General features: G+C 67.2%; 18 protein-coding genes. 5 read left to right on the forward strand and 13 right to left on the reverse strand.

Going from position 1 to position 24,474, the window contains the following annotated elements; all coding sequences use genetic code 11:
* Positions 1 to 11: 11 nt before the first annotated feature.
* The 4 genes from DPM12_RS06970 to mraZ form a co-directional block, all read right to left on the reverse strand.
* On the reverse strand, positions 12 to 2,168 hold the full coding sequence (locus DPM12_RS06970) for a peptidoglycan D,D-transpeptidase FtsI family protein (protein ID WP_112257580.1): 2,157 nt from the start codon (positions 2,166 to 2,168) through the stop codon (positions 12 to 14).
* Positions 2,165 to 2,566 carry a cell division protein FtsL gene (ftsL, locus tag DPM12_RS06975; protein WP_112257581.1) on the reverse strand — a complete coding sequence of 134 codons (402 nt, stop codon included), beginning with the start codon at positions 2,564 to 2,566 and terminating at the stop codon, positions 2,165 to 2,167. The genes DPM12_RS06970 and ftsL overlap by 4 nt, the downstream gene beginning before the upstream one ends.
* Positions 2,563 to 3,546, reverse strand: a complete 984-nt coding sequence (gene rsmH, locus DPM12_RS06980) for a 16S rRNA (cytosine(1402)-N(4))-methyltransferase RsmH (RefSeq protein WP_112257582.1) — start codon at positions 3,544 to 3,546, stop codon at positions 2,563 to 2,565. Before rsmH ends, ftsL begins: the two co-directional genes overlap by 4 nt.
* Positions 3,547 to 3,767: 221 nt before the next feature.
* Positions 3,768 to 4,199 (reverse strand): division/cell wall cluster transcriptional repressor MraZ, encoded by a 432-nt coding sequence (gene mraZ / locus DPM12_RS06985; RefSeq protein ID WP_112257718.1) that lies wholly within the window; start codon positions 4,197 to 4,199, stop codon positions 3,768 to 3,770.
* Between the two features lie 1,340 nt (positions 4,200 to 5,539).
* On the opposite strand from mraZ, the gene DPM12_RS06990 reads away from it, so the two are divergent.
* From DPM12_RS06990 to DPM12_RS07000, 3 genes are read left to right on the forward strand one after another with little or no spacing between them, the layout of a single operon-like run.
* Positions 5,540 to 6,523: an AAA family ATPase gene (locus tag DPM12_RS06990; RefSeq protein ID WP_112257719.1), complete on the forward strand. Its 984-nt coding sequence runs from the start codon at positions 5,540 to 5,542 to the stop codon at positions 6,521 to 6,523.
* Positions 6,520 to 7,839 (forward strand): DUF58 domain-containing protein, encoded by a 1,320-nt coding sequence (locus tag DPM12_RS06995; protein WP_112257583.1) that lies wholly within the window; start codon positions 6,520 to 6,522, stop codon positions 7,837 to 7,839. Before DPM12_RS06990 ends, DPM12_RS06995 begins: the two co-directional genes overlap by 4 nt.
* Positions 7,836 to 10,157: a transglutaminase TgpA family protein gene (locus DPM12_RS07000; protein ID WP_112257584.1), complete on the forward strand. Its 2,322-nt coding sequence runs from the start codon at positions 7,836 to 7,838 to the stop codon at positions 10,155 to 10,157. The genes DPM12_RS06995 and DPM12_RS07000 overlap by 4 nt, the downstream gene beginning before the upstream one ends.
* A gap of 223 nt (positions 10,158 to 10,380) precedes the next feature.
* Here the strand turns inward: DPM12_RS07000 and DPM12_RS07005 are convergent, their stop codons facing one another.
* The 6 genes from DPM12_RS07005 to DPM12_RS07030 all read right to left on the reverse strand — a co-directional run bounded on the left by DPM12_RS07005 (position 10,381) and on the right by DPM12_RS07030 (position 17,448).
* On the reverse strand, positions 10,381 to 10,803 hold the full coding sequence (locus DPM12_RS07005; RefSeq protein ID WP_112257585.1) for a DUF3040 domain-containing protein: 423 nt from the start codon (positions 10,801 to 10,803) through the stop codon (positions 10,381 to 10,383).
* A gap of 144 nt (positions 10,804 to 10,947) precedes the next feature.
* Positions 10,948 to 11,721: a class I SAM-dependent methyltransferase gene (locus DPM12_RS07010; protein ID WP_211658568.1), complete on the reverse strand. Its 774-nt coding sequence runs from the start codon at positions 11,719 to 11,721 to the stop codon at positions 10,948 to 10,950.
* A gap of 71 nt (positions 11,722 to 11,792) precedes the next feature.
* Positions 11,793 to 12,854 (reverse strand): L-glyceraldehyde 3-phosphate reductase, encoded by a 1,062-nt coding sequence (gene mgrA / locus DPM12_RS07015; RefSeq protein ID WP_112257587.1) that lies wholly within the window; start codon positions 12,852 to 12,854, stop codon positions 11,793 to 11,795.
* Positions 12,855 to 13,062: 208 nt separating this feature from the next.
* Positions 13,063 to 15,957 carry a vitamin B12-dependent ribonucleotide reductase gene (locus tag DPM12_RS07020; RefSeq protein WP_112257588.1) on the reverse strand — a complete coding sequence of 965 codons (2,895 nt, stop codon included), beginning with the start codon at positions 15,955 to 15,957 and terminating at the stop codon, positions 13,063 to 13,065.
* A 115-nt stretch (positions 15,958 to 16,072) separates the two neighbouring features.
* Positions 16,073 to 16,519 carry a transcriptional regulator NrdR gene (nrdR, locus tag DPM12_RS07025; protein WP_112257589.1) on the reverse strand — a complete coding sequence of 149 codons (447 nt, stop codon included), beginning with the start codon at positions 16,517 to 16,519 and terminating at the stop codon, positions 16,073 to 16,075.
* Between the two features lie 272 nt (positions 16,520 to 16,791).
* Entirely contained in the window at positions 16,792 to 17,448 is a 657-nt protein-coding gene (locus tag DPM12_RS07030) for a LysM peptidoglycan-binding domain-containing protein (RefSeq protein ID WP_112257590.1), read from the reverse strand.
* Between the two features lie 168 nt (positions 17,449 to 17,616).
* Between DPM12_RS07030 and lexA the strand changes: the two genes are divergently transcribed.
* Positions 17,617 to 18,399, forward strand: coding sequence for a transcriptional repressor LexA (gene lexA / locus DPM12_RS07035; protein ID WP_112257591.1), 783 nt, complete (start codon positions 17,617 to 17,619; stop codon positions 18,397 to 18,399).
* A 1-nt stretch (position 18,400) separates the two neighbouring features.
* Here the strand turns inward: lexA and DPM12_RS07040 are convergent, their stop codons facing one another.
* The gene (locus tag DPM12_RS07040; protein ID WP_112257592.1) at positions 18,401 to 20,431 is read right to left on the reverse strand and encodes an ATP-dependent DNA helicase; all 2,031 of its coding nucleotides are present in this window, start codon (positions 20,429 to 20,431) and stop codon (positions 18,401 to 18,403) included.
* A 66-nt stretch (positions 20,432 to 20,497) separates the two neighbouring features.
* Between DPM12_RS07040 and DPM12_RS07045 the strand changes: the two genes are divergently transcribed.
* The gene (locus DPM12_RS07045) at positions 20,498 to 22,342 is read left to right on the forward strand and encodes a S9 family peptidase (RefSeq protein ID WP_112257593.1); all 1,845 of its coding nucleotides are present in this window, start codon (positions 20,498 to 20,500) and stop codon (positions 22,340 to 22,342) included.
* A gap of 211 nt (positions 22,343 to 22,553) precedes the next feature.
* Here the strand turns inward: DPM12_RS07045 and hflX are convergent, their stop codons facing one another.
* Both hflX and DPM12_RS23115 read right to left on the reverse strand, forming a co-directional pair.
* A complete protein-coding gene (gene hflX / locus DPM12_RS07050) occupies positions 22,554 to 24,023 on the reverse strand; it encodes a GTPase HflX (RefSeq protein ID WP_112257594.1) in 1,470 nt (489 codons plus the stop codon).
* Between the two features lie 195 nt (positions 24,024 to 24,218).
* A complete protein-coding gene (locus DPM12_RS23115; RefSeq protein ID WP_158542801.1) occupies positions 24,219 to 24,386 on the reverse strand; it encodes a hypothetical protein in 168 nt (55 codons plus the stop codon).
* Between the last annotated feature and the right edge of the window lie 88 nt (positions 24,387 to 24,474).

Raw genomic sequence — 24,474 nt, forward strand, 5'->3', positions numbered from 1 at the left:
GGGAGCACAATCTACTCGTCCTCGGCGGCACCGTCAGCCGGTGGTACTGCCGACCCGCCATCCTCGGAACCGTCGTCAGTACCACCGCCGGCACCGTCGCCGGAGCCGGCCGAACTCGCAGCGCTTTCCTCCTCGTCGCGGACGATCTCGTCGGCGAACAAGGGCAGTTCCGGGGCCTCATCGACCGACGGCGGGACACCGCCGTTTTCCAGCGCAAAGCGCATGATGTCGTGGAACGCCGGACCGGCCAGGGCCCCGCCGGAATTGCCGTTGCGCGGGTTCATGAGCGAGACCACGACGACATAGCGGGGATCCTCCGCCGGGGCGAATCCCATGAACGACGCGTTGTACTGGCTGTAGCAGCCACACTCCGGATCGACACGCTGCGCCGTCCCCGTTTTCCCGGCCACCCGGTAACCGTCGAGTGCCACGTCGGCCCCCGTACCGTCCTCTCCCATGACGGACTCCATCATCGACGTCACCTGCGCCGCCGTCTCCTCGCTGATCACCCTTTCCGGTTCCGCGGGGTCGACCGGAACCTCGTTTCCATCCGGGTCGATGGTGGCGGAGATCAGCATGGGGTCAAACCGGACACCACCGGTTGCGATCGTGGCATACGCCGACGCGAGCTGTACCGCATTCACCGACACACCCTGCCCGAACGAGATGTTGTCGTGGGTGAGCGACGACCACTCCTCCAGTTCCGGCAGCCGGCCGGCCGTCTCGGCGGGCAGCCCGATGCCGGTCACGCTGCCGAGCCCGAAGTCCGACAGGTAGCCCCGGAAGGTCTCGGCATCAATTCCCTCGGCCGCCAGCAGAGTCCCCACGTTGCTGGACTTCGCGAGGATGCCCGCCAGCGTCATCTCCTGCTCCGGGTGGCTGTAGTGATCGTGGATGGTGTGCCCACTCCGGCGGATCTGCCCGGGTACGGAATACACGGAGTCGACCTCGGCGGCACCCTCTTCGAGGATCGCGGCCATGGTCAGCGGCTTGAAGATCGAGCCGGGCTCGTACGCCTCTTCGACCGCCCTACTACCTCGATCACCGGCGGGGGTGTCGCTCGGTTCGTTCGGGTCGACCGACGGGTCACTGGCCAGCGCGACGATCTCGTGGGACTCCGGCGCCATCTCGAGCACGACCGCCGCTCCGCCGTCAGCGTCGGCGTTCTCGACCGCCTCGGACAGTGCTTCCTCCGCGTACCACTGGATGTCCCGGTCGAGCGTCAGCCGCAGCCCGTCCCCGGCCACCGGTTCCTCGTGGACCATCGCCTCGGTCGGGATACGTTCACCCGTCGGACTGCGCCGCCGGACGACATGCCCGTCCTGCCCGGCCAGCACGTCGTCTTGGGACAGCTCCAACCCCGCAAGGGGCTCGCCGTCAGAGCCGGTGAAGCCGACGACGCTGCCCCCGACCGGGCCGGCGGGATAGGTACGCCCGTCGGCGTCCTCGGCATCGATACCCCGCAAATCGAGTTCCTCGATGTCTCGCCACGTCGAGCCGCTCACGTCCTTCGCGATATAAGCGAAGGGCCGGTCGCCGCTCAACCGCTCTTGAAGCTCGGGGACATCCTCGTCCAGGACGGTGTCCAGCTGCAGGGCGTAAGCCGCGGGATTGGAGACCTGGGTCTGGTCGACGAAGACGTTGTACGCCTCGACGGCCCGGGCCAGTGGCGCGCCATTGCGATCGACGATGTCGCCCCGGGGTGCCGGCAGAGTGGTGTCCGTCCGGCCGATCTGGTTGGCCGCCACCGCATAGGTCGACGCGTCCAGCCCTTGCAACTGCACGAGCCGGCCAGCCAGCAACGAAAGCACCACGCAGAGCCCGACCAGGAGGACCTTGATCCGCTTTCTGGGGTCGGCGAACCGGAACGGCGGTACTCTGCGCTTCTTCGGCGTGCCCGGGCGCCGAGCAGAGACGCTCGGCTGCCGCGCCGCCGGTCTCGTCTTCCGCACCGGTGGTTGACGTGGCTGACGCTTCGCGTCGCGCCCCTTTCCCTGCGCAGGTGCGCGCCCCTGGTTTCGATTGGCCGACGTTCCGGAACGCCCCTGGTTCGCCTGCTTCCGGCCGTCTCGCCGCCCGGAAGCAGGAGGTTCCCGCCGGGGGCGTCCCCGGTCTGGTTTATCGCGCGCGCGGCCCCCGTCCTTGCGGCCACCGCCACGTGTCGTCACCCGTCTCTCCCGCCGTTCGCCGCGGCTTCACCGCCTGATGCGACGGAATCGATCCGGATGAACTCCACGTCCTCGGCGGGAACCATACCGAGATCGCGGGCCTGCTCTGCCAGGGCGGCCGGAGACTCGAGATTGGCCAGTTCACTCGACAGCATCTCGGCACGATCACGCAGCGCCGTGGTCTCGGCCTCGAGCTTGCTCAACGCGAACGAGCCCTGCTGTAAAGCCGTGTTGAGCAGCAACAGCCCGACCAGGCCGACGCCCAACACAAGCAATACCGTGACGACGAACGGTGTGCGCCGGGATCGGGTGACTCCCGGCAGCACCCGCAGCGGCGCCTGTGCACGCCGCTGCCGGGCGCGAAGCACCTCCGGATTGAGTGCTCGTTCTGCGCTCATGGTCGCTCCTCCCCGTGTGTGCGAACCCGCTCGAGAGCCCGCAGCCTGGCTGATGCCGCTCGCGGGTTGGTCTCGATTTCGGCTTCGTCTGGAACCTCGCCCTTGGCCAGCAGCCGTGCCACCGGTCGGTGCTCGGGCAGCTCGACGGGCAGGCCGGGAGGCGCCGTACTCGCCGCACGGGCTGCGAACAGCCGCTTGACGATACGGTCCTCCAGCGAGTGATACGAAAGGACGACCGCGCGGCCGCCGACAGCGAGCGCGTCGACCGCCCCGGGCAGCGCGCGCTCCAGAGTCGACAGCTCACCGTTCACCTCGATGCGCAAGGCCTGAAAGGTGCGCTTGGCCGGGTGGCCTCCCGTGCGCCGGGCCGGAGCCGGAATAGCGGCACGCACCACCTCGACCAACTGCCCGGTAGTCTCGAACGGCTGGTTCTTGCGCTGTCGCGCGATAGCCGTAGCGATCCGTGAGGCATAGCGCTCTTCGCCGTAGATCCGCAGAACCCGGGCGAGCGTACGCGCGTCGTACGTGTTGAGAACATCCGCCGCGGTGCGCCCACCACCCTCCTGGTTCATGCGCATGTCCAGCGGCGCGTCGTGTGCGTACGAGAATCCACGCTCGGTCTCGTCGAGCTGGAGCGACGAGACTCCGAGATCGAACAGGACACCGTGGATCCGCTCGATTCCACGCTCGGCCAGAACGTCGCCGATCTCGTCGTAGACCGCGTTCACCGTCGTCACTCGATCGCCGAACGCGCCGAGGCGGCGCTGCGCCTCGTCGAGTGCCTTCGGGTCGCGATCCAGCCCGATCAGCTGTGCTGCCGGGCAACGCTGCAACACGGCCTCGGCGTGGCCTCCCAAGCCGAGAGTCGCGTCGACAACCACGCTTCCGGGAGACTCCAAAGCTGGCGCGAGCAGACTCGTGACGCGATCGAGCAGCACCGGCACGTGGGCCCCACCCGGAGTCCACTGCTCCGATGCCATCGCTGTCACCCCCGTCGATCTATCCGAATGCGCTACGCGTGGTGGAAATCGCCGTATTCGGTTCGTGCCACCAGGTCCCCGCCCGCTCGATCTCGTCTGGGTGCTCGGTACTGCCTGACGCCGGGGAAGTTGCGTCAGGGAGTGGTGAGCGGGCCGGAGACCTCGCCGCACGAACCGGAACGTCCCGCGTTGAGCTCCTGGTCGCGCCGTTCGTGTGGCTCCTAGAAGATTCCCGGCAGCACCTCCTCCGATATGTCGGCGAACATGGGCTCCTTCTCGGCCTGGTACTGATCCCAGGCCTCGGACGACCAGATCTCTACCCGGGTCATCGCGCCGACGACGGTGCATTCGCGCTCCAGCCCGGCATAGGCACGCAGCCCCGGTGGAATGGTGATCCGGCCCTGCTTGTCGGGAACCTCGTCGCTGGCTCCCGCGGCCAGCATGCGGGCGAAGTCCCGGGTGCCCTTGTGCGTGAAGGGTGCTGCCTTGAGCTGCTCGGTGAACTGAACGAACTCCGCTCGAGGCCAGACGTAGAGACAACGTTCCTGCCCCCGTGTAATCACTACGCCCTCCGCTAATTCGTCCCGGAACTTCGCGGGGAGAAAGAGCCGGCCCTTGTCGTCCAACCGGGGCGTATGGGTGCCCAGAAACATGAGCCCCACCTCCCCGTTGGTCAGGCCACTCTTGCTCCATCGGCCTCCACTGTACTCCACCTTTCCCCACTTGCAACCACAATCACACCATTAACATGTCGCGTCGCCCCACGCGTTCGTCCGCACCAGGTGACGGCTTAACTAAATCAGCAGGTCAGAGACCTTTTGCGGCGAATGGCGAGGCGTGGAGGGAGCGTGGTGGAGAGGTGGTGGACCCGTGAGCCGTGTCGGGTCGTGTCGTTGCCCGCCTCACCCCCGGTCGGCACCCGACGCGGTCCGCCGTGCACGCTGAACCCACGTCGACTCCCCGCCGTGCACGCTGAGCCCACGTCGACTCCCCGCCGTGCACGCTGAGCCCACGTCGACTCCCCGCCGTGCACGCTGAGCCCACGTCGATCGAGCTGTGAAAGCGCCTTCCCGGGTGCACTCACCGTGCACGGCGCTGCGGGACACACCTTTCGTCAGCTGGTCGTCATCGGCCCGGCCGTCTGCGGAGGACCGGGCAGATGAGGGAAACCCGCGTCCCGACGGCAAGCCGCCGCAACGTCAGCGTTTCCGCACAGCGTGCGGGCACGGGCATCGGTCGGAGTTTCGTGGCAGGTCAGAGGAGTTCTTCCGGTATCTCGGCCCGACGTCCGGCGCCGTGCAGCAGCCGTCGAACGTCCGTTCTCGCCCGGCCGAGAACGGATGGCGGGATGATCGCGACCATGTAGACGGTCAAGGCCGCCGAACAGGGCCGGCGGAAAGGGCCGGCGGAAAGGGCCGGCGGAAAGGGCCGGCGGAAAGGGCCGGCGGAAAGGGCCGGCGGAAAGGGCCGGCGGAAAGGGCCGGCGGAAAGGGCCGGCGGAAAGGGCCGGCGGAAAGGGCCGGCGGAAAGGGCCGGCGGAAAGGGCCGGCGGAAAGGGCCGGCGGAAAGGGCCGGCGGAAAGGGCCGGCGGAAAGGGCCGGCGGAAAGGGCCGGCGGAAAGGGCCGGCGGAAAGGGCCGGCGGAAAGGGCCGGCGGAAAGGGCCGGCGGAAAGGGCCGGCGGAAAGGGCCGGCGGAAAGGGCCGGCGGAAAGGGCCGGCGGAAAGGGCCGGCGGAAAGGGCCGGCGGAAAGGGCCGGCGGAAAGGGCCGGCGGAAAGGGCCGGCGGAAAGGGCCGGCGGAAAGGGCCGGCGGAAAGGAGAGAATATGGGCACAAGACGTTTGTCGGGAGACATCCTCCCGGGCTCGTTTCTCGGCTCGCAATTTGCCAGACTCGTGACACGAGCGTCCGCGCCTGAGATCGGCCACAAAGGAGACGGCTGTGCCCGAGCCCCTGAACAATAGTCCTTCCGACGACGTGCCCAGCGACGGCACGCTGCCGGGCGCTGCGACGAGCGGCGAGCTCAACCTGGCGGACCTCACCGAGGTCGCGGACCGGCTGCAGACTGCTATCGGCGGCGTGGTCGAAGGAAAATCTGAGGTCATCGAACTCGCACTGGCCACGCTGTTCGCCGAGGGACATCTATTGATCGAGGACGTACCCGGCGTTGGCAAGACGCTGCTGGCCAAAGCGATGGCCCGGGCGATCGATTGCTCGGTGCGGCGGATCCAGTTCACGCCCGATCTGATGCCCAGTGACGTCACCGGCGTCTCGGTCTTCAACCAGGAGTCGCGCGAGTTCGAGTTCAAGCCCGGCGGCGTGTTCGCCAACGTCGTCGTCGGAGACGAGATCAACCGGGCCTCGCCCAAGACCCAATCGGCGTTGCTGGAGTGCATGGAGGAGCGCCAGGTCACCGTCGACGGCACGACGTACCCCCTGGATACTCCCTTCATGGTGGTCGCCACCCAGAACCCCATCGAGATGGAGGGCACCTACCCCCTCCCGGAAGCACAACGCGATCGCTTCATGATCCGCCTGTCCATGGGGTATCCGGCGACATCATCCGAGATCGACATGATCGACACGCACGGTGCCTACACGGGGCTCGACACGCTCGAACCCGTCACCGACGCGGCCCACATGCGCAAGCTCGTCGGTCTCGTCCGGGATGTGTACGTGTCCGAGGCCGTCAAGAACTATTCCGTCGCCCTCACGGCTGCGACCCGCACATCGTCGGAGCTGCGCCTCGGCGCTTCGCCCCGGGCAACCCTGCACCTCGTCCGGGCCGCCAAGGCTTGGGCCGCCCTCGACGGCCGCGATTACGTGCTGCCCGACGATCTGCAGGCACTCGCCGTTCCGGTCCTCGCACATCGCCTGCTGCCCACGGCGGAGGCACAGATCGGGCGGCGCGACACCGCGGGCGTGGTCACCAGCATCGTCCAGCAGACCCCGGTGCCGGAAGGTCAGCCCGGAACATGACTCGCTGGCTGTCCGGATTGACCCGTCGCGGGTGGGCGTTTCTGGCGCTCGGCTCGGGTGTCGTTGTGGCCGCAATCCTCGTCGGACAGCAGGACATCTTGCGCGCCGGCATCTTGCTTCTCATCCTTCCCCTCGCCAGCTTGCTCATCGCCGCCAGGAGCCGGGTGCACCTGAACGCCCGCCGAACCGTCGAGCCGCAACGCTTGCCGGTGGGTTCGCGCAGCACCGTCCGTCTCGAACTTGCCAACCAGACGCGAACGCCCATCGGTGTGGTGCTTGTCGAGGACACGTTGCCGTATACGCTCGGCAGCCGCCCCCGATTCGTGCTGGACAACGTATGGTCTCGATTTCGCCGCGAGGTCACGTACGAGCTCCAGCCCGCCACCCGCGGCCGCTTTTCCATCGGGCCACTTACCGTGCGGGTCACCGATCCGTTCGGCCTGATCGAGTTCCGTCGCGCCTTCAGCGACGTCGCGACCTTGATCGCAACCCCGGTTGTGTGGCCGCTGCCCACCGTTCGGCTGACGGGCGAATGGACCGGCAGCGGGGCGACCCGGCCCCGCGCGATCGCCACCGCAGGAGAAGAGGACGCCACGGTGCGCGCTTACCGCGACGGCGACGACATGCGCCGGGTGCACTGGCGCGCCACGGCCCATCACGGCGAGCTCATGGTGCGCCGCGAGGAGCAACCATGGCAGAGCAGGGCCAGCATCTTGCTGGACACCAGGCTCAGCGGGCACGCCGGTGAGGGACCAGACTCCTCCTTCGAATGGGCGATCAGCGCCGCCGCGTCGGTCGGCGTGCACCTGGCGGAGCGCGGCTACCTGGTGCGCCTCGTCAACGAGCAGTCCGGCGCTGCCGGCCCGGCGGCAACCGACGGGCAGCACTCGGCACGCGAACCAGTCAGTTCCCGGGTCCAGCTCCTCGACACGCTCGCCGTCACGTCGGCCAGCCGCCACGTGTCCGTGGGGCACTGGTCGGACCTGCTCGACGGTCCCGAATCGGCCACCGGCATGCTGATCGCCGTGCTGGGCCGGTTACAGCCAGCCGAGGCACACATCGTCGCTCAGCTCCGGCACAGTTCCACGGCAGCGCTGGCCATCCTGCTCGACGTCAACTCGTGGACGTCCGCCCCCACGCCGGAGAGCGAACGGGTCCGGGAGGCTGAAGTGGCCCAGATCTTGCGGCGCGGTGGCTGGAACGTGATCGAGGCCCGCCGTAGTGAGCCGCTGGCCACGGTGTGGGAACGCCTCAGCCTCGCCACTACGTCCAGCCCGTCGTCTCCCGGCTCGGTGAACATGGAGGGCGTCGCATGAGTACGGCGATCCGGCTGACTCTCGTCGGAGCGGTCGCCACCGCGCTGTCAGTGCTCCCCCTTCTCGAACTCACCGACACCGGAGCCTGGCTCATCCAGGCCAGCCTGGCACTTGCGCTGATCAGCGCCACCGGCCATCTCGCCCGTAGGCTTCGCCTGCCGGTGCTGCTCACCGTGATCATTCAGCTAGCCGTGCTGACCTGGTGGATCGGCTTAATGATCGCCGCGGACCTGGCCTGGCTGGGCTTTCTGCCCAGCACGGAGTGGCCCGCGAGATTCGTCGCCGTATTCGGGGACGGCGCCGAGCTGATCGCCACAACCGTCACCCCCATCGCCATACCCAACGCCGTGCTCGTGTATCTCGTCGGCGGTGCCGGACTCGTCGCCATCGTCGTCGATCTCACTGTCGGAAGTCTCAGGCGCGGCGTGCTGGCCGGGCTGCCACTCGGTTCCTGCTACGCGGTCACCGCATACGTCGAAGGTGGAGGTCTGGGCTGGTGGTGGTTCGTCCTGCCGGCCGCGGCATACCTCGCCGTGCTCATGGCCGAGAACCGGATCCGGGTTGCCGCGTGGGGACGCTCCACCAGCCAGCACCGCCACCCCCGCAATCCGCTCCAAGCCACCGACGCACTCGCGCGTAGCGGACGGCGGGTCGGCGCCGTGGCCATCGCCGCTGCCGTCGCCGTCCCAGCCACCGCCCCGGTGCTCAGCGACGGTTTCCTCTCCGGACATGGCAGCGGTGGTAGTGGCGGCGACGGGCGCACCATCCGCACCGACAACCCGATCCTCGATCTACAGCGCAACCTCACGAGGCCGGACAACGTCGACGTGTTGCGCTACGAAGCCTCCGACGAAGCACCCCACTACATTCGTACGGTCACTCTCGATTCCTTCGACGGCGAGGTCTGGCAAACGTCGGACCGCCCGGTCCCGGAGGAGCAGCGGGTGGACGAAGGGTTGCCCGAACCTCCCGGGATGGACATCGACGATCCCGACGAGATCGAGCTCCACTTCGAGATCACCGACAACTACAGCTCGCGCTGGCTGCCCCTGGTCTATCCAGCACAGCAGATCGAGATCGCGGGCGACTGGCGCTACGACGTCGCCACCCTCGACGTCGTTTCCACCGACGACGACGTGCTGGGCACCGAATACACGACGGTCAGCCTGGACGTGCCGCTCGACGCGGAGATCCTGCAGGACGCCGGCTCCCCGGATTCCGACGTGGAGGAATTGACCGAGCTTCCCGACGAGCTACCCGAGAGCGTCATCGAGCACGCCGAGGAGGTCACCTCGGACGCCGAGGGCGACTTCGCCAAGGCCGTGGCACTTCAGGAGTGGTTCAGGGGCTCGGCCTTCACCTACGACCTGGATACGCAGGCTGGGACCTCGACCTCGGCGGTGGTCGACTTCCTCGAAGACCGCCGGGGTTACTGCGAGCAGTTCGCCGGCACGATGGCGATCATGGCTCGCTACCTGGGCATTCCGGCACGGGTCGCCGTCGGCTTCACACCGGGCACGTTCGAAGGGGACGCCACCTGGCTAGTCCGCGCCCACGATGCCCATGCCTGGCCCGAGCTGTACTTCGAGGGTGTCGGCTGGGTTCCGTGGGAGCCGACGCCGGCCGCGCGCACCGGCACGGCTCCGGAATGGACAACGGAGCCGAGGGAGGCACCGTCGACCGACGGAGAAACCCCGGAGGGCTCCGACGCGACGACGGCACCCGACGATCAGGAAACCCTGCCCGAGGAAGAAATGTTCGGTGGCGGTGGCAGCGCCACGCCCGGCGAGACCACCAGGTGGCCGTGGGCGATCGTCGCGATCGCCGGCATCGGCATCGTACTCGTTGCCGTGCCGTCCAGACTTGCGGCGCTACGCCGGTGGCTGCGCTGGCGGCGTGCCGGCACCGACCCCGTGGCCTGCGCCTCCGCCGCTTGGTCCGACCTCAGTGAGGCTACCCGAGACGCCGGATTCGCTTGGAACACCGCGGCGACGCCCCGCACCGTCGGGCGGACGCTCGCGGCTTCGGCCGGGCTCACCGGCACCGACCGCGATCTTCTCGATCACTTGGTGGGTGTGGTGGAACGGGCCCGCTACGCTCGCACCCACGAACAGGTGACGTTCTTGCGGGGTGACACGGCCGTGCTGTGTGCCACGCTGCGCCACTCTGCAGGACGCGGGCGACGCCTGCGGGCGTTCCTCTGGCCCACGGCGTTGCGCGACGCCGTTCGGGCGGGCGCGCAGCGGATCAGCGCCATGCTCGACCGGTGGGAGTCCGCCAGATCTCGTCGATTGAAGGACGCGCCGCTACGCCGGTGACGGCCACCCGCAACGGGCGCGGCTGACAACCCTGCCCGCTCACCAACCCCTGCCCGAGGGCCTTCTGCCGAAGACGTGACGTTTGGCGTTCGGCGAGGCAGGCGCACAGCGACGATCTTCGACTCGGTGCCCACGTTTCGTGTCCAGTCCGCGATCCGTTCACACCCGCACCCGCACGCTGTCCAACGGTGATGTAGCGAACGACGTCAGATCCGCCGCACGGTCAGTTGCCGTATCCGCGCTCCCGCCGCTGACGCCAACGTTCCTCCATGCGCTGCATGAACGACGCTCCGTCACGCTGGCGGCCAGAACGCCGCTGCCGACGTGGTGAACCAGGCCCGATATCCGGGATCTCGCCACCGTCTTCCGAAACCTCGGGAGCTCGTCTCCACGATGTCACGCCCAGCCACGCCGAGCCGAGCATCACGACGAATCCAGCCACACCGAGGGGAATGATCTCGGTGATCGCACCCGTCATCAACATGACGATACCGATGACGAACGCGATACCGGCCCACACCGCGCGGCGGATGCAACGCCGACGTAAATCGGAGCCACGCATGGTCGTGGCGAACTTCGGATCCTCAGCCTGGAGCGCCTGCTCCATCTGCTCGAGCAGCCGCTGCTCATGATCGGAGAGAGGCACCGTTTCCCTCCAACGAACGCGGACTAACAAGGGGTGTTGCTCCTGCCACTTCAAGCATATGCGGCGATTGCGCGCCGCGAAAGCCAGGATGGCCTTCCTCGTGACAGACGTCGCCAATACGGGACATCCTCCGCCGCGACTCACTCATGTGAGCGACGCCACGATGTGCAAGGCAGCCGCGAGAGAGCGCATCTCCGGCAGCTCCGCCGCCCGTTCCTCCAAGGTGGCCAGAGCTCGCATGTCGACTGGATCGTCGACGAAAGCCCCCGGGACCAGTTCGCTGAACATCCGTACCCCGTGGACGGCGTCGACGGTCAGGCCGGCCTCATCGACCAGTTTCCGCAGCCCCGCTTCGGTGAATCGACGAGGCAACGGGTCGGTACTGCCCCACCGGCCCTCCGGATCCTCCAGGAGGCGGCAGGCCGCTTCCAGGTGCCCGGCGAGCGCCTTGCCTATCACGGCAGCGCTGCGCTGCGCGGCAACGATACTGACGATAGCGCCCGGTCGCAGGCAGTCGACCATGCCCGTGAGCGCCGTCTGGGGCTCATCGACCACTTCGAGAACACCGTGGCATACGACGACGTCGACACTCGCTCGCGGCACCGCTGAGCGTAACCCGGCCGCGTCGCCCTGTATCGGAGTAATCTGCTCGGTCACCCCGGCCTCACGGGCACGCTGGCGCAGGGTGGCCAGCGCGTTCGGGCTGGGATCGACCACGGTGACGGCATGTCCGTCCGCGGCCAGCGGCACGGCGAGCGTGCCGCTCCCGCCGCCCACGTCGACAATGTCGAGTGCGGAGCGATTCAACGTCTCGCGCTGCCGGTTCACCACCGAGAGCAACTGGTCCCACACGGTCAGGCTCGTCCCGTGGCGTTCCGCACCCGTCATCTCCCGCCTCCACAGTTCCCTCGTCGTCATGACCTGGTTGTACCCATGAACTCAAGCTTCGCAACGCCATCTGGCCCGCGCTCACGCGCCCTCACACGGGTTCAGCTCTCGCTCGAACGCGCCCACAGGTTCAGGCTGGCATCCACGGCATACGGCTCGATCGCAGCGATCTCGTCATCGGCCAGCTCCAGCCGTTCCAGAGCACCGAGATTGTCCAGCAGCTGCTCTGGCGTGCGCGCACCCACCAGGACCGAGGTCACGCGATCGTCGCGGAGAGCCCAGCTCAACGCCAGCTGAGCGAGCGTCTGACCACGCTCCGCGGCAATCCGGTTCAACGCGCCGATCCGTTCCCGGACGTTGTCCGTGACCAGCGACGGATCAAACGATCCCGCACGGGCCGCGCGGGCGTCGTCGGGGATGCCATCGAGATACTTCGACGTCAGCAAGCCCTGTGCCAGCGGCGAGAAGGCGATCACTCCGATGCCCAGCTCGCCGACCGCATCCAGCAAGCCCGTCTCGATCCACCGGTTGAACATCGAATACGACGGCTGATGAATGGTCACCGGTGTACCGAGCTCTGCCATGATCTGCGCCGCTTCCCGCGTGCGTTGCGCGGAGTACGACGATATGCCGGCATACAGCGCCCGTCCCGAGCGAACGGCAGTGTCGAGCGCACCCAGGGTCTCCTCGAGCGGCGTGGCCGGATCGACGCGATGCGAATAGAAGATGTCGACGTAATCCAGACCCATCCGTTTCAGCGACTCGTCGAGACTCGCCAACAGGTACTTCCGGGACCCCCAATCACCGTACGGGCCCGGCCACATGTCGTAGCCGGCTTTCGTCGAGATGATCAGCTCGTTTCGGTAGGGCTTGAGATCCTCGGCGAAGATCCGCCCGAAGTTCTTCTCGGCCGATCCCGGTGGCGGGCCGTAGTTGTTCGCGAGATCGAAGTGGGTGATTCCACGGTCGAACGCTGTGCGGACGATTTCGCGCTGGGTGGCCAGCGGCGCGTCGTCGCCGAAATTCTGCCAGAGCCCGAGCGATATCGCGGGCAGATCGAGACCAGTTCGTCCACACCGGCGATAGCGCATCGAATCGTAGCGGTCCTCGGCCGCACGGTAGGGCGAGTTCACGTGTAGATCCTTTCCTGGGCGTCGGCTCATGGTGCGAACCTATCGCGCTCCTCCTCATGACCACCTGCACGCCGCAACACGCTCTCTCGGGCAACGACACGTTCAGCAGGCATGTCGCCGCTCGAGAAGAGCCGTCACAGCCCAAAAAGCGGGGAACCGGGCTTGCTCACCGGTTCCCCGCTCATGGGTCGCGACCTCTTCACCAGCGGACGTCACATATGAGGTCAGCGAAATCTCATCAGCTGCAGCCGCTGGTGGAACCACACCCTTCGCAGACGTAGCAACTTCCGGCCGGGCGCATCTTGGTGCCACAGGTGAGGCACAGCGGTGCATCGGTGTTTATGCCCTGCATGGATTCGAGCAATTCGGTGGATGTATGTGCCTCCGGCCGGGAGCTGGGGTCGGCCTTGGCTTCCTCGACATCCTCCACTCCTTCCTCGTCCCCGTTCTTGGCCCGATCGGCAACCGGGGCGGACTGGCGGAAGGACTCGACGTAGAAATCGTCGTCCTCCTCCACCGGCGAGAACTCTCCCGTTTCCATCTGCTTGGTGCGCTCGGCCACCGTGTGGATTCCGAGGGCGGAGCGAGCTTCGAACGGAAGGTGATCCAGCGCGAGACGGCGGAAGATGTAGTCCACCACGCTCTGGGCCATGCGCACGTCAGGGTCATCGGTGAGGCCTGAGGGCTCGAACCGCATGTTGGTGAACTTCTGCACATACGTTTCGAGGGGAACGCCGTACTGCAGCGCTATGGAGATCGCGATGGAGAACGCGTCCATCATGCCGGCCAGTGTCGATCCCTGCTTCCCCAGCTTGAGGAAGACTTCGCCGAGACCGTCGTCCGGATACGAGCCAGCGGTGATGTAGCCCTTCGCGCCGCCGACCGTGAACGACGTGGTCTGGCTCGGCCGCGTCTTGGGCAGCCTCCTGCGGATGGGCCGGTACTCGACCACCACCTCCTTCTCCGGCTCGGCCTCCTCCTTGCGCGAGCTACCGTCAGACAGTGGCTGACCGACCTTGCAGTTGTCCCGGTAAACGGCCAGAGCCTTCAGCCCCAGCTTCCAACCTTCGAGATAGATCTCTTCGATGTCCTCGACGGTGGCCGACTCGGGCATGTTCACCGTCTTGCTGATCGCCCCGGACAGGAACGGCTGCACCGCTGCCATCATCCGGACATGTCCCATGGCCTCGATGGAGCGGCGCTGCCCCGTCGCGCAGTCGAACACGTCGTAGTGCTCGGGACGAAGGCCAGGAGCGTCGATGACATGGCCGTGTTCGGCGATGTATTCGACCACGGCCTCGGCCGTCTCTTCCGGATAGCCCAGGCGGCTCAGCGCCGCCGGGACGGCTTGATTGACGATCTGCATCGACCCGCCGCCAACCAGCTTCTTGAACTTCACAAGCGAGAAGTCCGGCTCGATCCCGGTGGTGTCGCAGTCCATCATGAACCCGATGGTGCCGGTGGGCGCGAGCAGGCTGGCCTGCGCGTTACGCCACCCGTTGCGCTCGCCGATCTTGTTGCCTTCTTGCCAGTAGCGAGTGGCGACCTTCTGCACATCGGCATCCAGCGCCCAGTGGGTGCGCAGCGCATCGTTGGCCGCGGCGTGCTTGCGCATGACCCGCGCGTGGGCATCGGCGTTGCGCGCGTACCCCTCGTACGGGCCCACGACGCCGGCGAGCTCGGCGGAACGCTTGTAGGCCGCGCCGGTCATCAGGGAGGTGACCGCCCCGGCCAGCGCCCGGCCCGCTTCGGAATCGTAGGCGAGCCCCGATGCCATGAGCAGCGCGCCGAGATTGGCGTAGCCGATCCCGAGCTGCCGGTACGCGCGTGTGATCTCGGTGATCTGATCCGTCGGGAAGTCGGCGAAGCAGATCGAGATGTCCATCGCCGTGATCACCATCTCGACGACCTTGGCGAAGGTCTCGGCGTCGAAGCTCCCGTCCTCGTTCAGGAACTTCAGCAGATTCAGGCTGGCGAGGTTGCAGCTGGAATTGTCCAGGCTCATGTACTCCGAGCATGGATTGGACGCCGTGATCCGGCCCGTCTCGGGATTGGTGTGCCAGTCGTTGATGGTGTCGTCGTACTGCATACCCGGATCCGCGCACTCCCACGCCGCCTGCGCCATCTTGCGGAACAGGCTCCGGGCGTCGGTCGTGTCGACGACCTCACCCGTCATGCGCGCGCGCAGCCCGAACTCGTCACCCTTCTCCACCGCACGCATGAACTCGTCGGAGACGCGCACCGAGTTGTTGGCGTTCTGGTACTGCACCGACACGATGTCCTTGCCCCCGAGGTCCATCTCGAACCCGGCGTCGCGCAAGGCACGGATCTTGTGCTCTTCACGTGCCTTGGTCTCGATGAACTCTTCGACATCGGGGTGGTCGACATCGAGGACGACCATCTTCGCCGCACGCCGGGTGGCGCCACCGGACTTGATGGTGCCGGCCGACGCATCCGCCCCGCGCATGAAGCTCACCGGGCCCGAGGCGGTGCCGCCAGAGGACAAGAGTTCTTTACTGGACCGAATACGGGACAGGTTCAGGCCCGCCCCGGACCCGCCTTTGAAGATCATCCCTTCTTCGCGGTACCAGTTCAGGATCGATTCCATGGAATCGTCCACGGACAGGATGAAGCACGCCGAGACCTGTTGCGGCGAGGCCGTTCCGACGTTGAACCACACCGGGGAGTTGAAGCTGAACACCTGATGGAGCAGCATCCAGGCGAGCTCGTGCTCAAAGACCTCTGCATCCTCCGCGCTCGCGAAGTATCCGTGCTCCTCACCGGACTGCCGATAGGTCTTGACGACCCGGTCGATGAGCTGGCGCAGGCTCCACTCGCGAGCATCCGATCCCAACGCGCCCCGGAAGTACTTGGTGGTGACGATCGTCGAGGCGTTCATCGACCAGAACTCCGGGAATTCGACGCCCTTCTGCTCGAAGACCGTTTCTCCCGTCTGCCAGTTTTGCTGCGAGACGTCGCGCCGTTCCCAGGTGACTTCGTCGTACGGGTGAACTCCGGGTGTGGTGTAGATCCGATCTATGGTGAGTCCCCGTGCGGCCCGCTTCATCTTCGACCGTCCGGATGCCTTGGCACCGGAGCCACCTCGTCCTGGACCGCTCACCGTTTCCGTCATCAACTGCTCCTCATCTCTTTCCCCCGTTACCGGCAACCGTGCTCGTGGGATCGGCCACCGGATGGCGAGCTCTTGTCTTCATGTGTGCGCACGTGCTGTGGTGCCCGGAGGTGCTCTAGCTGACTTCCCGAAGCGCGGCGATCTCGGCTTCGAAGTCAGCCAACGAGTCGAACCCGCGGTACACGCTGGCGAATCGCAGGTATGCCACCTCGTCGAGCTCCCGTAGCGGTTCGAGGATCGCCAGCCCGACCTCGTTGCTCGGGATCTCGGCACACCCGGCGCCGCGAAAGCGCTCCTCGATTCGCTGGGCCAGGCGGGCCAGGGCGTCCTCGTCGACACCTCGTCCCTGGCAGGCCTTACGGACACCGGTGACGACCTTGTCCCGGCTGAACGGCTCCGTTGCCCCCGACCTCTTCACCACGGCGAGTGTCAGCTGCTCGACGGTGGTGAACCGCCGCTCGCACGCGGGGCACTGACGACGCCGCCGGATGGCCGTGCCGTCCTCGGCGGTCCGGCTGTCGACGACACGACTGTCCGGATGCCGGCAGAAGGGACAGTTCATGCCGCAAACCTCCTTTCCGGACCGTCGCCTGTGGAAGAGCTGGGGACAACCTGTGCACCGCCAACCACAACTTGTGGACTACTTACATGTATGTAACTACTAGATATAGGGGAACCGTACGTCGAAGCGAGACCCTTTGCAACCACATTGACGCGATCGACCGACCGGCTGCCATCGCCGCAGCTCAGGACTGCCCGTGACGGCCGCCACGGCGCGTCGGCGAGGGACCTCACGCTCTCCGCGCGACCCGCCGCCATCACCGACAGCGCAGGTCATCCCCCAGACGCCGGGACACGGAGCACGTCACCCGGCTCGATGTCGCCTCCGTCACCAAGATCGTTGAGCTCGACGATGGTATCGACCAACGGCCGGGGATCGGCAGTGGCGTCGATCTCCCTGGCGACACTCCACAGCGTGTCACCCGGCTCGATGCGGACGGACACCGTCTCGCCCGGGACCTCCGTGCCGGGCTCGCGCGCCACGAACGGCAGCGCGGCCAGGACCACCAGCACCATCCATGCTAGTGCCACCACCACCCTGCCACGCCGTGTCAGCCGCGAACCGTGCATCGACGGCGGCGCCGGCGCGGCGCAGCCGTGCGGACGCCGGCTCCGCGCACCCAATGGCCGTCCGCACGGCTGGCCGGCCCGCTGGCCGGGCTGGCCAGAAGCTGGACCGGTGCGCCCGCCGATGCGCCGGCCCGGCGTCACCTCCCGTTCCGATGGAGGAGCCACCTCCGGCAGCGGAGGAGCCACCCCCGGCCGTGGAGGAGCCTCCGGCAACCCGGGGGCCACCTCCGGCGAGCGCGGCGCGACACGCCCGGCCGGCCTGACGAACCCGGCCTCCGATACGGCACCCAGCTCGCTGCACGCGCCAGGGGGATCGGACGGCGCCGTCGGCCGCGCCGACCGTGTCGTTATGATCATCATCGCGCCTACCTCCGGTTTCTCATCGCAACCACCTCACGGTTGCGAACAGCCGTTCGATAGAACATTCGTACGAACTAGTTCTACACCTCCGCACCGACAATGTCGAGAAAACCTCGAACAGATGTTTGATCGTGTCGGAGTTTCGAGCTAGCCTGACGAAAACAGATCATGAGGCACGGACAACGCGGAGGTACTGTCGTGGCCAGCGAGAGCAAGAAGAACCCCGGAGCGAGTCAGGGAACCGCGCGACACGCCTCTGTCCACCAGTTCCCCGATCCCACCACCGGTGGGCGGCCCATCCTGACGCCGCGGCAGTGGAGGGTGCTCGAGGTCATCCGGGATTCCGTGGATCGGCGCGGCTACCCGCCGAGCATGCGCGAGATCGGGGAAGCCGCCGGGCTGGCCAGTCCATCCAGCGTTTCGCACCAGCTCAGCGTTCTCGAAGAAAAGGGATACATCCGGCGCGACCCGCACCGTCCGCGCGCACTCGAGGTCCTCGCTCCACCGCGCGACGACGAGCACGGCGAGACCCGCGCCGCGCCTGTCTCGCTGGTCACCGACGACACACCGATGCCCCAGCCTTCGTACGTTCCGATGGTCGGGCGGATCGCCGCCGGTGGTCCGGTACTTGCCGAGCAAGCCGTCGAAGACGTCTTCCCGCTGCCCCGGGAGCTCGTCGGTGAGGGCGAGCTGTTCATGCTCAAGGTCACCGGTGACTCGATGGTAGATGCAGCCATCTGCGATGGAGACTGGGTCGTCGTACGCCAGCAGCAGGTCGCCGAGAACGGAGAGATCGTGGCAGCGATGATCGACGGCGAGGCGACGGTCAAGACCTACAAGCAACGCGACGGCGAGGTCTGGCTCCTGCCACACAACGACGCATACGAGCCCATTCCCGGCGACGACGCCGCTGTCCTGGGACGGGTCGTCGCCGTCATGCGCCGGATCTAGGTCACGAACCCGGCGCTTGCCTCCCGCCCGCGAGGCGGCCGAGCGCTCCGGTCACCACCGAGCGATCTGTGGTGAACCACATGGGCGGCAGTGACGCGCGCAGATACCCGCCGTACCGTGCCGTGACCAGCCGGGGATCCAGCACCGCAACTACGCCCCGGTCGCTGGACCTGCGGATGAGCCGGCCGGCGCCCTGCGCGAGCAACAACGCCGCATGGTGAGCGGCCACGGTCATGAAGCCGTTGCCGCCGTGGCGCTCGACCCACCGTTGGCGCGCGGAACTCAACGGCTCGTCCGGTCGCGGGAACGGCAGGCGGTCGATCACCACCAGGTGACATGCCGCGCCGGGAACGTCCACGCCCTGCCAGAGCGACAGCGTTCCGAACAGGCTTGTCGTATCGTCCTCGGCGAATCGACGGACGAGTGTCGCCATCACGTCGTCGCCCTGACACAACACCGGAAAGTCCGGCAGCCGTTCGCGGATCGCCTCTCCCGCCTCCATCGCGGCCCGACGCGAGGAGAACAGGCCCAGGGTACGCCCGCCTGCCGCCGAGATCAGCTCGGCCAGCACGTCCACGGCCTCGCTGCGCAGCCCGTCTCGCCCGGGCGTCGGAAGGTCGCGAGCCACATACAGAATGGCTTGCCGGGCGTAATCGAACGGGGAACCAACATCGACGCCCTCCCAGCTCGGCGCCTTCTCGTCGAGCAACCCGAAGGAGCCGGCGGCCGAGTCGAACGAGCCACCGATCTCCAGCGTGGCCGACGTGCCCACAACCGTGAATTCGTCGAAGAGTTTCTCGCGTAGCAGTCCCGCCACGGACAGGGGTGCGACACGCAGCATGCGTCCGGCGGAGGGCCTGCCGGGGCCGCGATCGAACTCCTCCACCCAGGCCACGTCATGCTCGCTGCGTGCCAGCAAGCGTTCGGCGGTGGCGTGCACGTCGTCCACCATCGTCTGCGCCGATCTCCGGGCCGCCTCCACATCCGGATCGCGATCTTCGCGCTCCGTGCCGGAGAAACCCGACGCCACATCTCGTGCCGCATCACGCACCAGTTCCAGCACGCTCATCAGCTGCTCCGGCGGCTCGTCCAGCCGCCCGGCCGGCACGTCGGCCAGGACGTCACGCAACCGCTCCCCCGCCGCGCGCAGCTCCCCGGACTCCGCCTCACCCGCGTGAGCGCGGGACCGGGTGCCTGCCCGCTCCACCATCGCCGGCCACAGATCGGCGGATGCCACGCTGGTGACCCGGGAAACGAGTTCGTGTGCCTCGTCCACGACCACAACGCCGTGTTCCGGCAACACGGGAACGCCCTCCAGCGCGTTGATGGCCAGCAGGGCATGGTTGGTGACCACCACGTCGGCCTCCGCCGCGCGAGCCCGTGCCACCTCGGCAAAGCACTCCTGCCCGTACGGGCAACGCGAGGCGCCGAGGCATTCGCGCGCACTGACCGACACCTGCGCCCACGCCCGATCGCTCACTCCCGGTTCCAACCGGTCGCGATCACCCGTGCCACCTGTCCGGGCTTGCTCCTCGGCCCAGTCCCGGGCCCGGACCACGTCGGCACCCATGGACCCCGTGGAGACCTCGTCCGCCGCGACCAGCTCGCCCTGGTCGTCGGGTACACCGTCGCGAACCCGGTGCAGGCACGCGTAGTTGGCCCGGCCCTTCAATGTCGCCCACCGGGGGCGGCGCCCGAGCAGTGGCTCGGCCGCCTCCGCGAGCACGGGAAGGTCACGATCGACCAGCTGGGCTTGGAGAGCGAGGGTGGCCGTTGCCACGACGACCGGCTCGTCCAGCTCGGTGGCATACCGCAGTGCCGGCACCAGGTAAGCCATCGACTTCCCGGTTCCGGTGCCGGCTTGCACCAGCAGGTGCTCGCCCGTGATGATCGCCGACTCGACGGACTCGGCCATGCGCAGCTGGCCCGGCCTGTGGGTCCCACCCAGCGAGTCCACTACCGCGTCGAGTAGTTCTTTAACACCGACGTCGGCATCGGCGTCGGCTGACTCCCGTTCCTCGCTCCCGCTCATCGACGTGAGGCTACACCGATACCGGCCGCGCATTCGATCTCGGTGGGCACGTGATGGAATCGAGTCATGAGCGATGAAGGTGTCCCCCTGATCCCGCGCGACGTTCTCTTCGGTAACCCGGAACGGCTGCTTCCGAGCCTCTCCCCCGACGGCACCCGCCTCGGCTTCGTCGCGCCCGACGATGGCGTTCTCAACGTCTGGGTTGGCCCGGCGGATGACCCGGCGGCGGCCCGGCCGGTCACGTTCGACCGCGGCAGGGGCATCCGCATCTACGACTTCTGCCACGACGACCGCACGCTCGTCTATCTCCAGGACACTGACGGCGACGAAGACTGGCGACTCTATGCGCTGGACCTCGAGACCGGCGAGGCACAGCTCGTCACGCCGCAATCCGGTGTCACGGCTGGCGTGCTGGCGCACAATCGGTGGCATCCCACCACCATGTTGGTGGCGCTAAACGCCGACGATCCGGCGCTGCACGACGTCTACCGGCTCGACCTGACCAGCCGTGAGATCGAGAAGATCGAGACGAACCCGGGCTACGCGGCCTGGATGGTCGATTCCGACCTCCGGATACGTGGTGGTGTCGCCATGACCGAGGACGGCGGCGCCGTGATTTACCTGCGCAATTCCGATACCGGGGCCGACGAGCCATGGCTGGAGGTCGGTCCGGACGACACCGCCACCACCGGGGTCTACGGCTTCAGCCGGGATGGCCAGACGGTCTATCTCCTGTCGAGTATCGGCGCGAATTCGTCGCGCCTGCTCGCGGTCGACCTCTCCACCGGCGAGGAGACCGTTCTCGCCGAGGACCCGAACTATGACGTCGCGGGCGTCGCGCAGCATCCGGAGACCCTCGAACCCCAAGGCGTCAGCTTCCTCAAGGAGCGCAAGGAATGGCTCTACCTCGATCCCGAGTTCGGGGCCGAGGTTGATCACCTACGTTCCATGTTGCGGGGTGAGATCGGTATCTCCCGTCCGGTACGCGACGGCCACCGCTGGATGGTGCACGATCTCCTCTCCGATGGCCCCATCCGCTATTACATCTACGAGCGCGGCACTCGCGAGCTCACATTCTTGTTCTCGCATCGCCCGGAGCTGGAGCAGTACCAGCTCGCCGAGATGGAGCCGTTCAGCTACACCGCACGGGATGGGCTGACCATCCACGGGTACCTGACGGTTCCCGTCGGTGCCGAGCGCAGGGATCTCCCGGCGGTGCTGAACGTGCACGGTGGCCCGTGGGCCCGCGACACCTGGGGATACGACCCCGAGGCGCAGTGGTTCGCCAACCGTGGATACGTCTGCGTCCAGGGCAACTTCCGGGGCTCATCGGGCTATGGCAAGGCTTTCGGCAACGCCGGAGACAAGCAGTGGGGCAAGGCGATGCACACCGACCTGATCGACGCGGTCGACTACCTGGCGGGACGCGGCTGGATCGATCGGGAGCGGGTGGGCATCTACGGCGGGTCCTACGGTGGCTACGCCGCGCTCGCCGGGGCCGCGTTCACGCCCGACGTCTTCCGGTGCGCCGTCGATCTTGTCGGGCCGTCGAATTTGCTGACCTTGCTGTCGTCCATACCGGAGTATTGGAAGCCCCAGCTCGCGTTCATGCACAAGGCCGTTGGCAACCCGGACGCCGAGAAGGATCTGCTCTGGGAGGCCTCTCCCCTGTCCCGGGTGGACGACATCCGGATCCCCATCCTGGTTGCGCAGGGAAAGAACGATCCGCGCGTGAAGGAAGCCGAGGCCGAGCAGATCGTCAACGCGCTGGCCGAGAAGAACCTCGATCACGAGTACCTGTTGTTCGAGGATGAGGGCCACGGACTGGCCAAGCCCGAGAACCGGGAACGCTTCTACGCTGCCGCCGAGGCGTTTCTCGCCCAGCACCTGGGTGGGCGTTATCAGTCCTGAGGCTGTCGGTATGAGTCCCCGAGGCTGCTGGCTCGTCGTTCGAGCACTCACCGGAACCCGCGTCTCCGCTATGACTGGGAGACGCGGCGTTCGGCCGAAGAAACCGACATCATCGAGGTGATGACCTCGATGATGTCGGTTTCTGCCAACGCGACCCGATCAGTTTCCGGCACAGGTCACGCGATGCTCGCGAACGGGATGCCCCGATGGCTCACGTGGTGGCGTACGGATCGAGAGCTGCCGCCAGCTGTTCCGGAACGCGAGCGCAGATGCGCGTGCCCGCGACGTCATGCTCGACCGAGAGGATCTCGCCAGTCGAGTGCACCTTCGATACGAGCTCGCCCCGATCGTAGGGCACCAGGGCCTCGATCTGGACCGGTGGGCGTGGCAGATCTCGCTCGATCGTCTCGCGCAGCTCGTCGATGCCCCGGCCACGGCGGGCCGACACGGCTACCGCGTGCGGCTCGGTGCGCAGCAGCCGCTCGATGACACCGGGCTCGGCGGCATCGATCTTGTTCACCGCGACGATCTCCGGGACATCGGCGGCGCCCACGTCGGCCAGGACCTCCCGCACGGCCGCGAGCTGGCTTTCCGGGTCCGGATGGGAACCGTCGACGACGTGCACCAAAACGTTGGCCTCGGCGACCTCTTCCAGTGTGGATCGGAACGACTCGACGAGTTCGTGTGGCAGGTGCCGGACGAAACCCACCGTGTCCGTGAACGTGTACACCCGGCCGTCCGATGCCTGCGCCCGCCGCACCGTCGGGTCAAGCGTGGCGAACAACTCGTCCTCGACCAGAACGCCCGCGCCCGTCAACCGATTGAGCAGCGACGACTTCCCGGCGTTGGTGTATCCGACGATGGCAACGGCCGGAACCGCGTGACGCTGGCGGTCGGCGCGTTTGGTCTCCCGGGCCGTACGCATCGCCGCAAGCTCGCGGCGGAGTTTCGCCATGCGAGCCTGGATCCGCCGCCGGTCAGTTTCGAGCTTGGTTTCACCCGGCCCACGCGTTCCGACGCCGCCGCCCGGGCCTCCAGCCCGGCCACCGGCCTGCCGGGAGAGGCTGGAACCCCAGCCCCGGAGCCGTTGGGAGAGGTAGTCGAGCTGGGCAAGCTCCACCTGTGCCTTGCCCTCGCGACTTCGGGCATGCTGGGCGAAGATGTCGAGGATCAGCATCGTACGGTCGACGACCTTCACCTTGATCCGGTCTTCGAGATTCCGTAGCTGCGAAGCCGAGAGCTCGCCATCGCAGATCACCGTGTCGGCACCGGTGTCCTGCACGACATCGCGCAGTTCATCGACCTTCCCCGAGCCGATGAACGTGGCCGGGTCGGGCCGGAGCCGACGCTGGACGAGACCTTCCAGGACCATCGAGCCAGCGGTTTCCGCGAGTGCGGCGAGCTCGGCAAGCGAGTTCTCGGCGTCGGCGGCCTTGCCATCGGTCCAGACTCCCGCGAGAACCACACGCTCCAGCCGCAGTTTCCGGTACTCGACTTCGGTGATCTCGTCGAGCTCGGTAGACAGGCCAGCGATGCGGCGCAGCGACTCGCGATGCTCGCGGTCGATGTCGCTGGCGGTGAGCTCGGTAGCTTCAGCAACGGCTGGCGACGGTTCCAGCGTCTCCGTGCCGGACTGATCGGCGTCGACCTGGGGGGTCGTCGGTTGTGGGCTCCTGGTCATGCTCCTTCTTCCGCCCCGCTCCGCGTGCCGGGGCTGTGCGAGAGGTTGTTCTTACAGGATTCAACACACGAACGGTACGTGCGCATCCCGACACATCACCCAGAATGGCACGGATCCGCTACGGTGGTCACCTGAATATCCACGCCAATCTCCAGGCGACGACACCGCGTTTCCGTTGTGACCCCTCGCCGAAACCTAGCTGGCTGACGTGGAGCGGGCGCCCTCCGTCGCAGCTTGCCGCAACGCCGAAACCGCACGGGCGGACGCCGCCCGCCGTCCGTTGCGTCCCGCGGAACGCCGGCGCGAGCGCAGTGCCGCCGCCACCAGGACGGCCTCTCGCTTTTCCGTCTCGATTCGCAACATGTCGTCACCCCTTCGGCTCTGGTGGCCTTCCCCCGCAGAAAGCCACCTACGACGACGTTCCGGCTGCCGGCACCGCGCTGTAGCGACA

Source organism: Phytoactinopolyspora halophila (assembly GCF_003287285.1).
Classification (GTDB): Bacteria; Actinomycetota; Actinomycetes; order Jiangellales; family Jiangellaceae; genus Phytoactinopolyspora_A; species Phytoactinopolyspora_A halophila.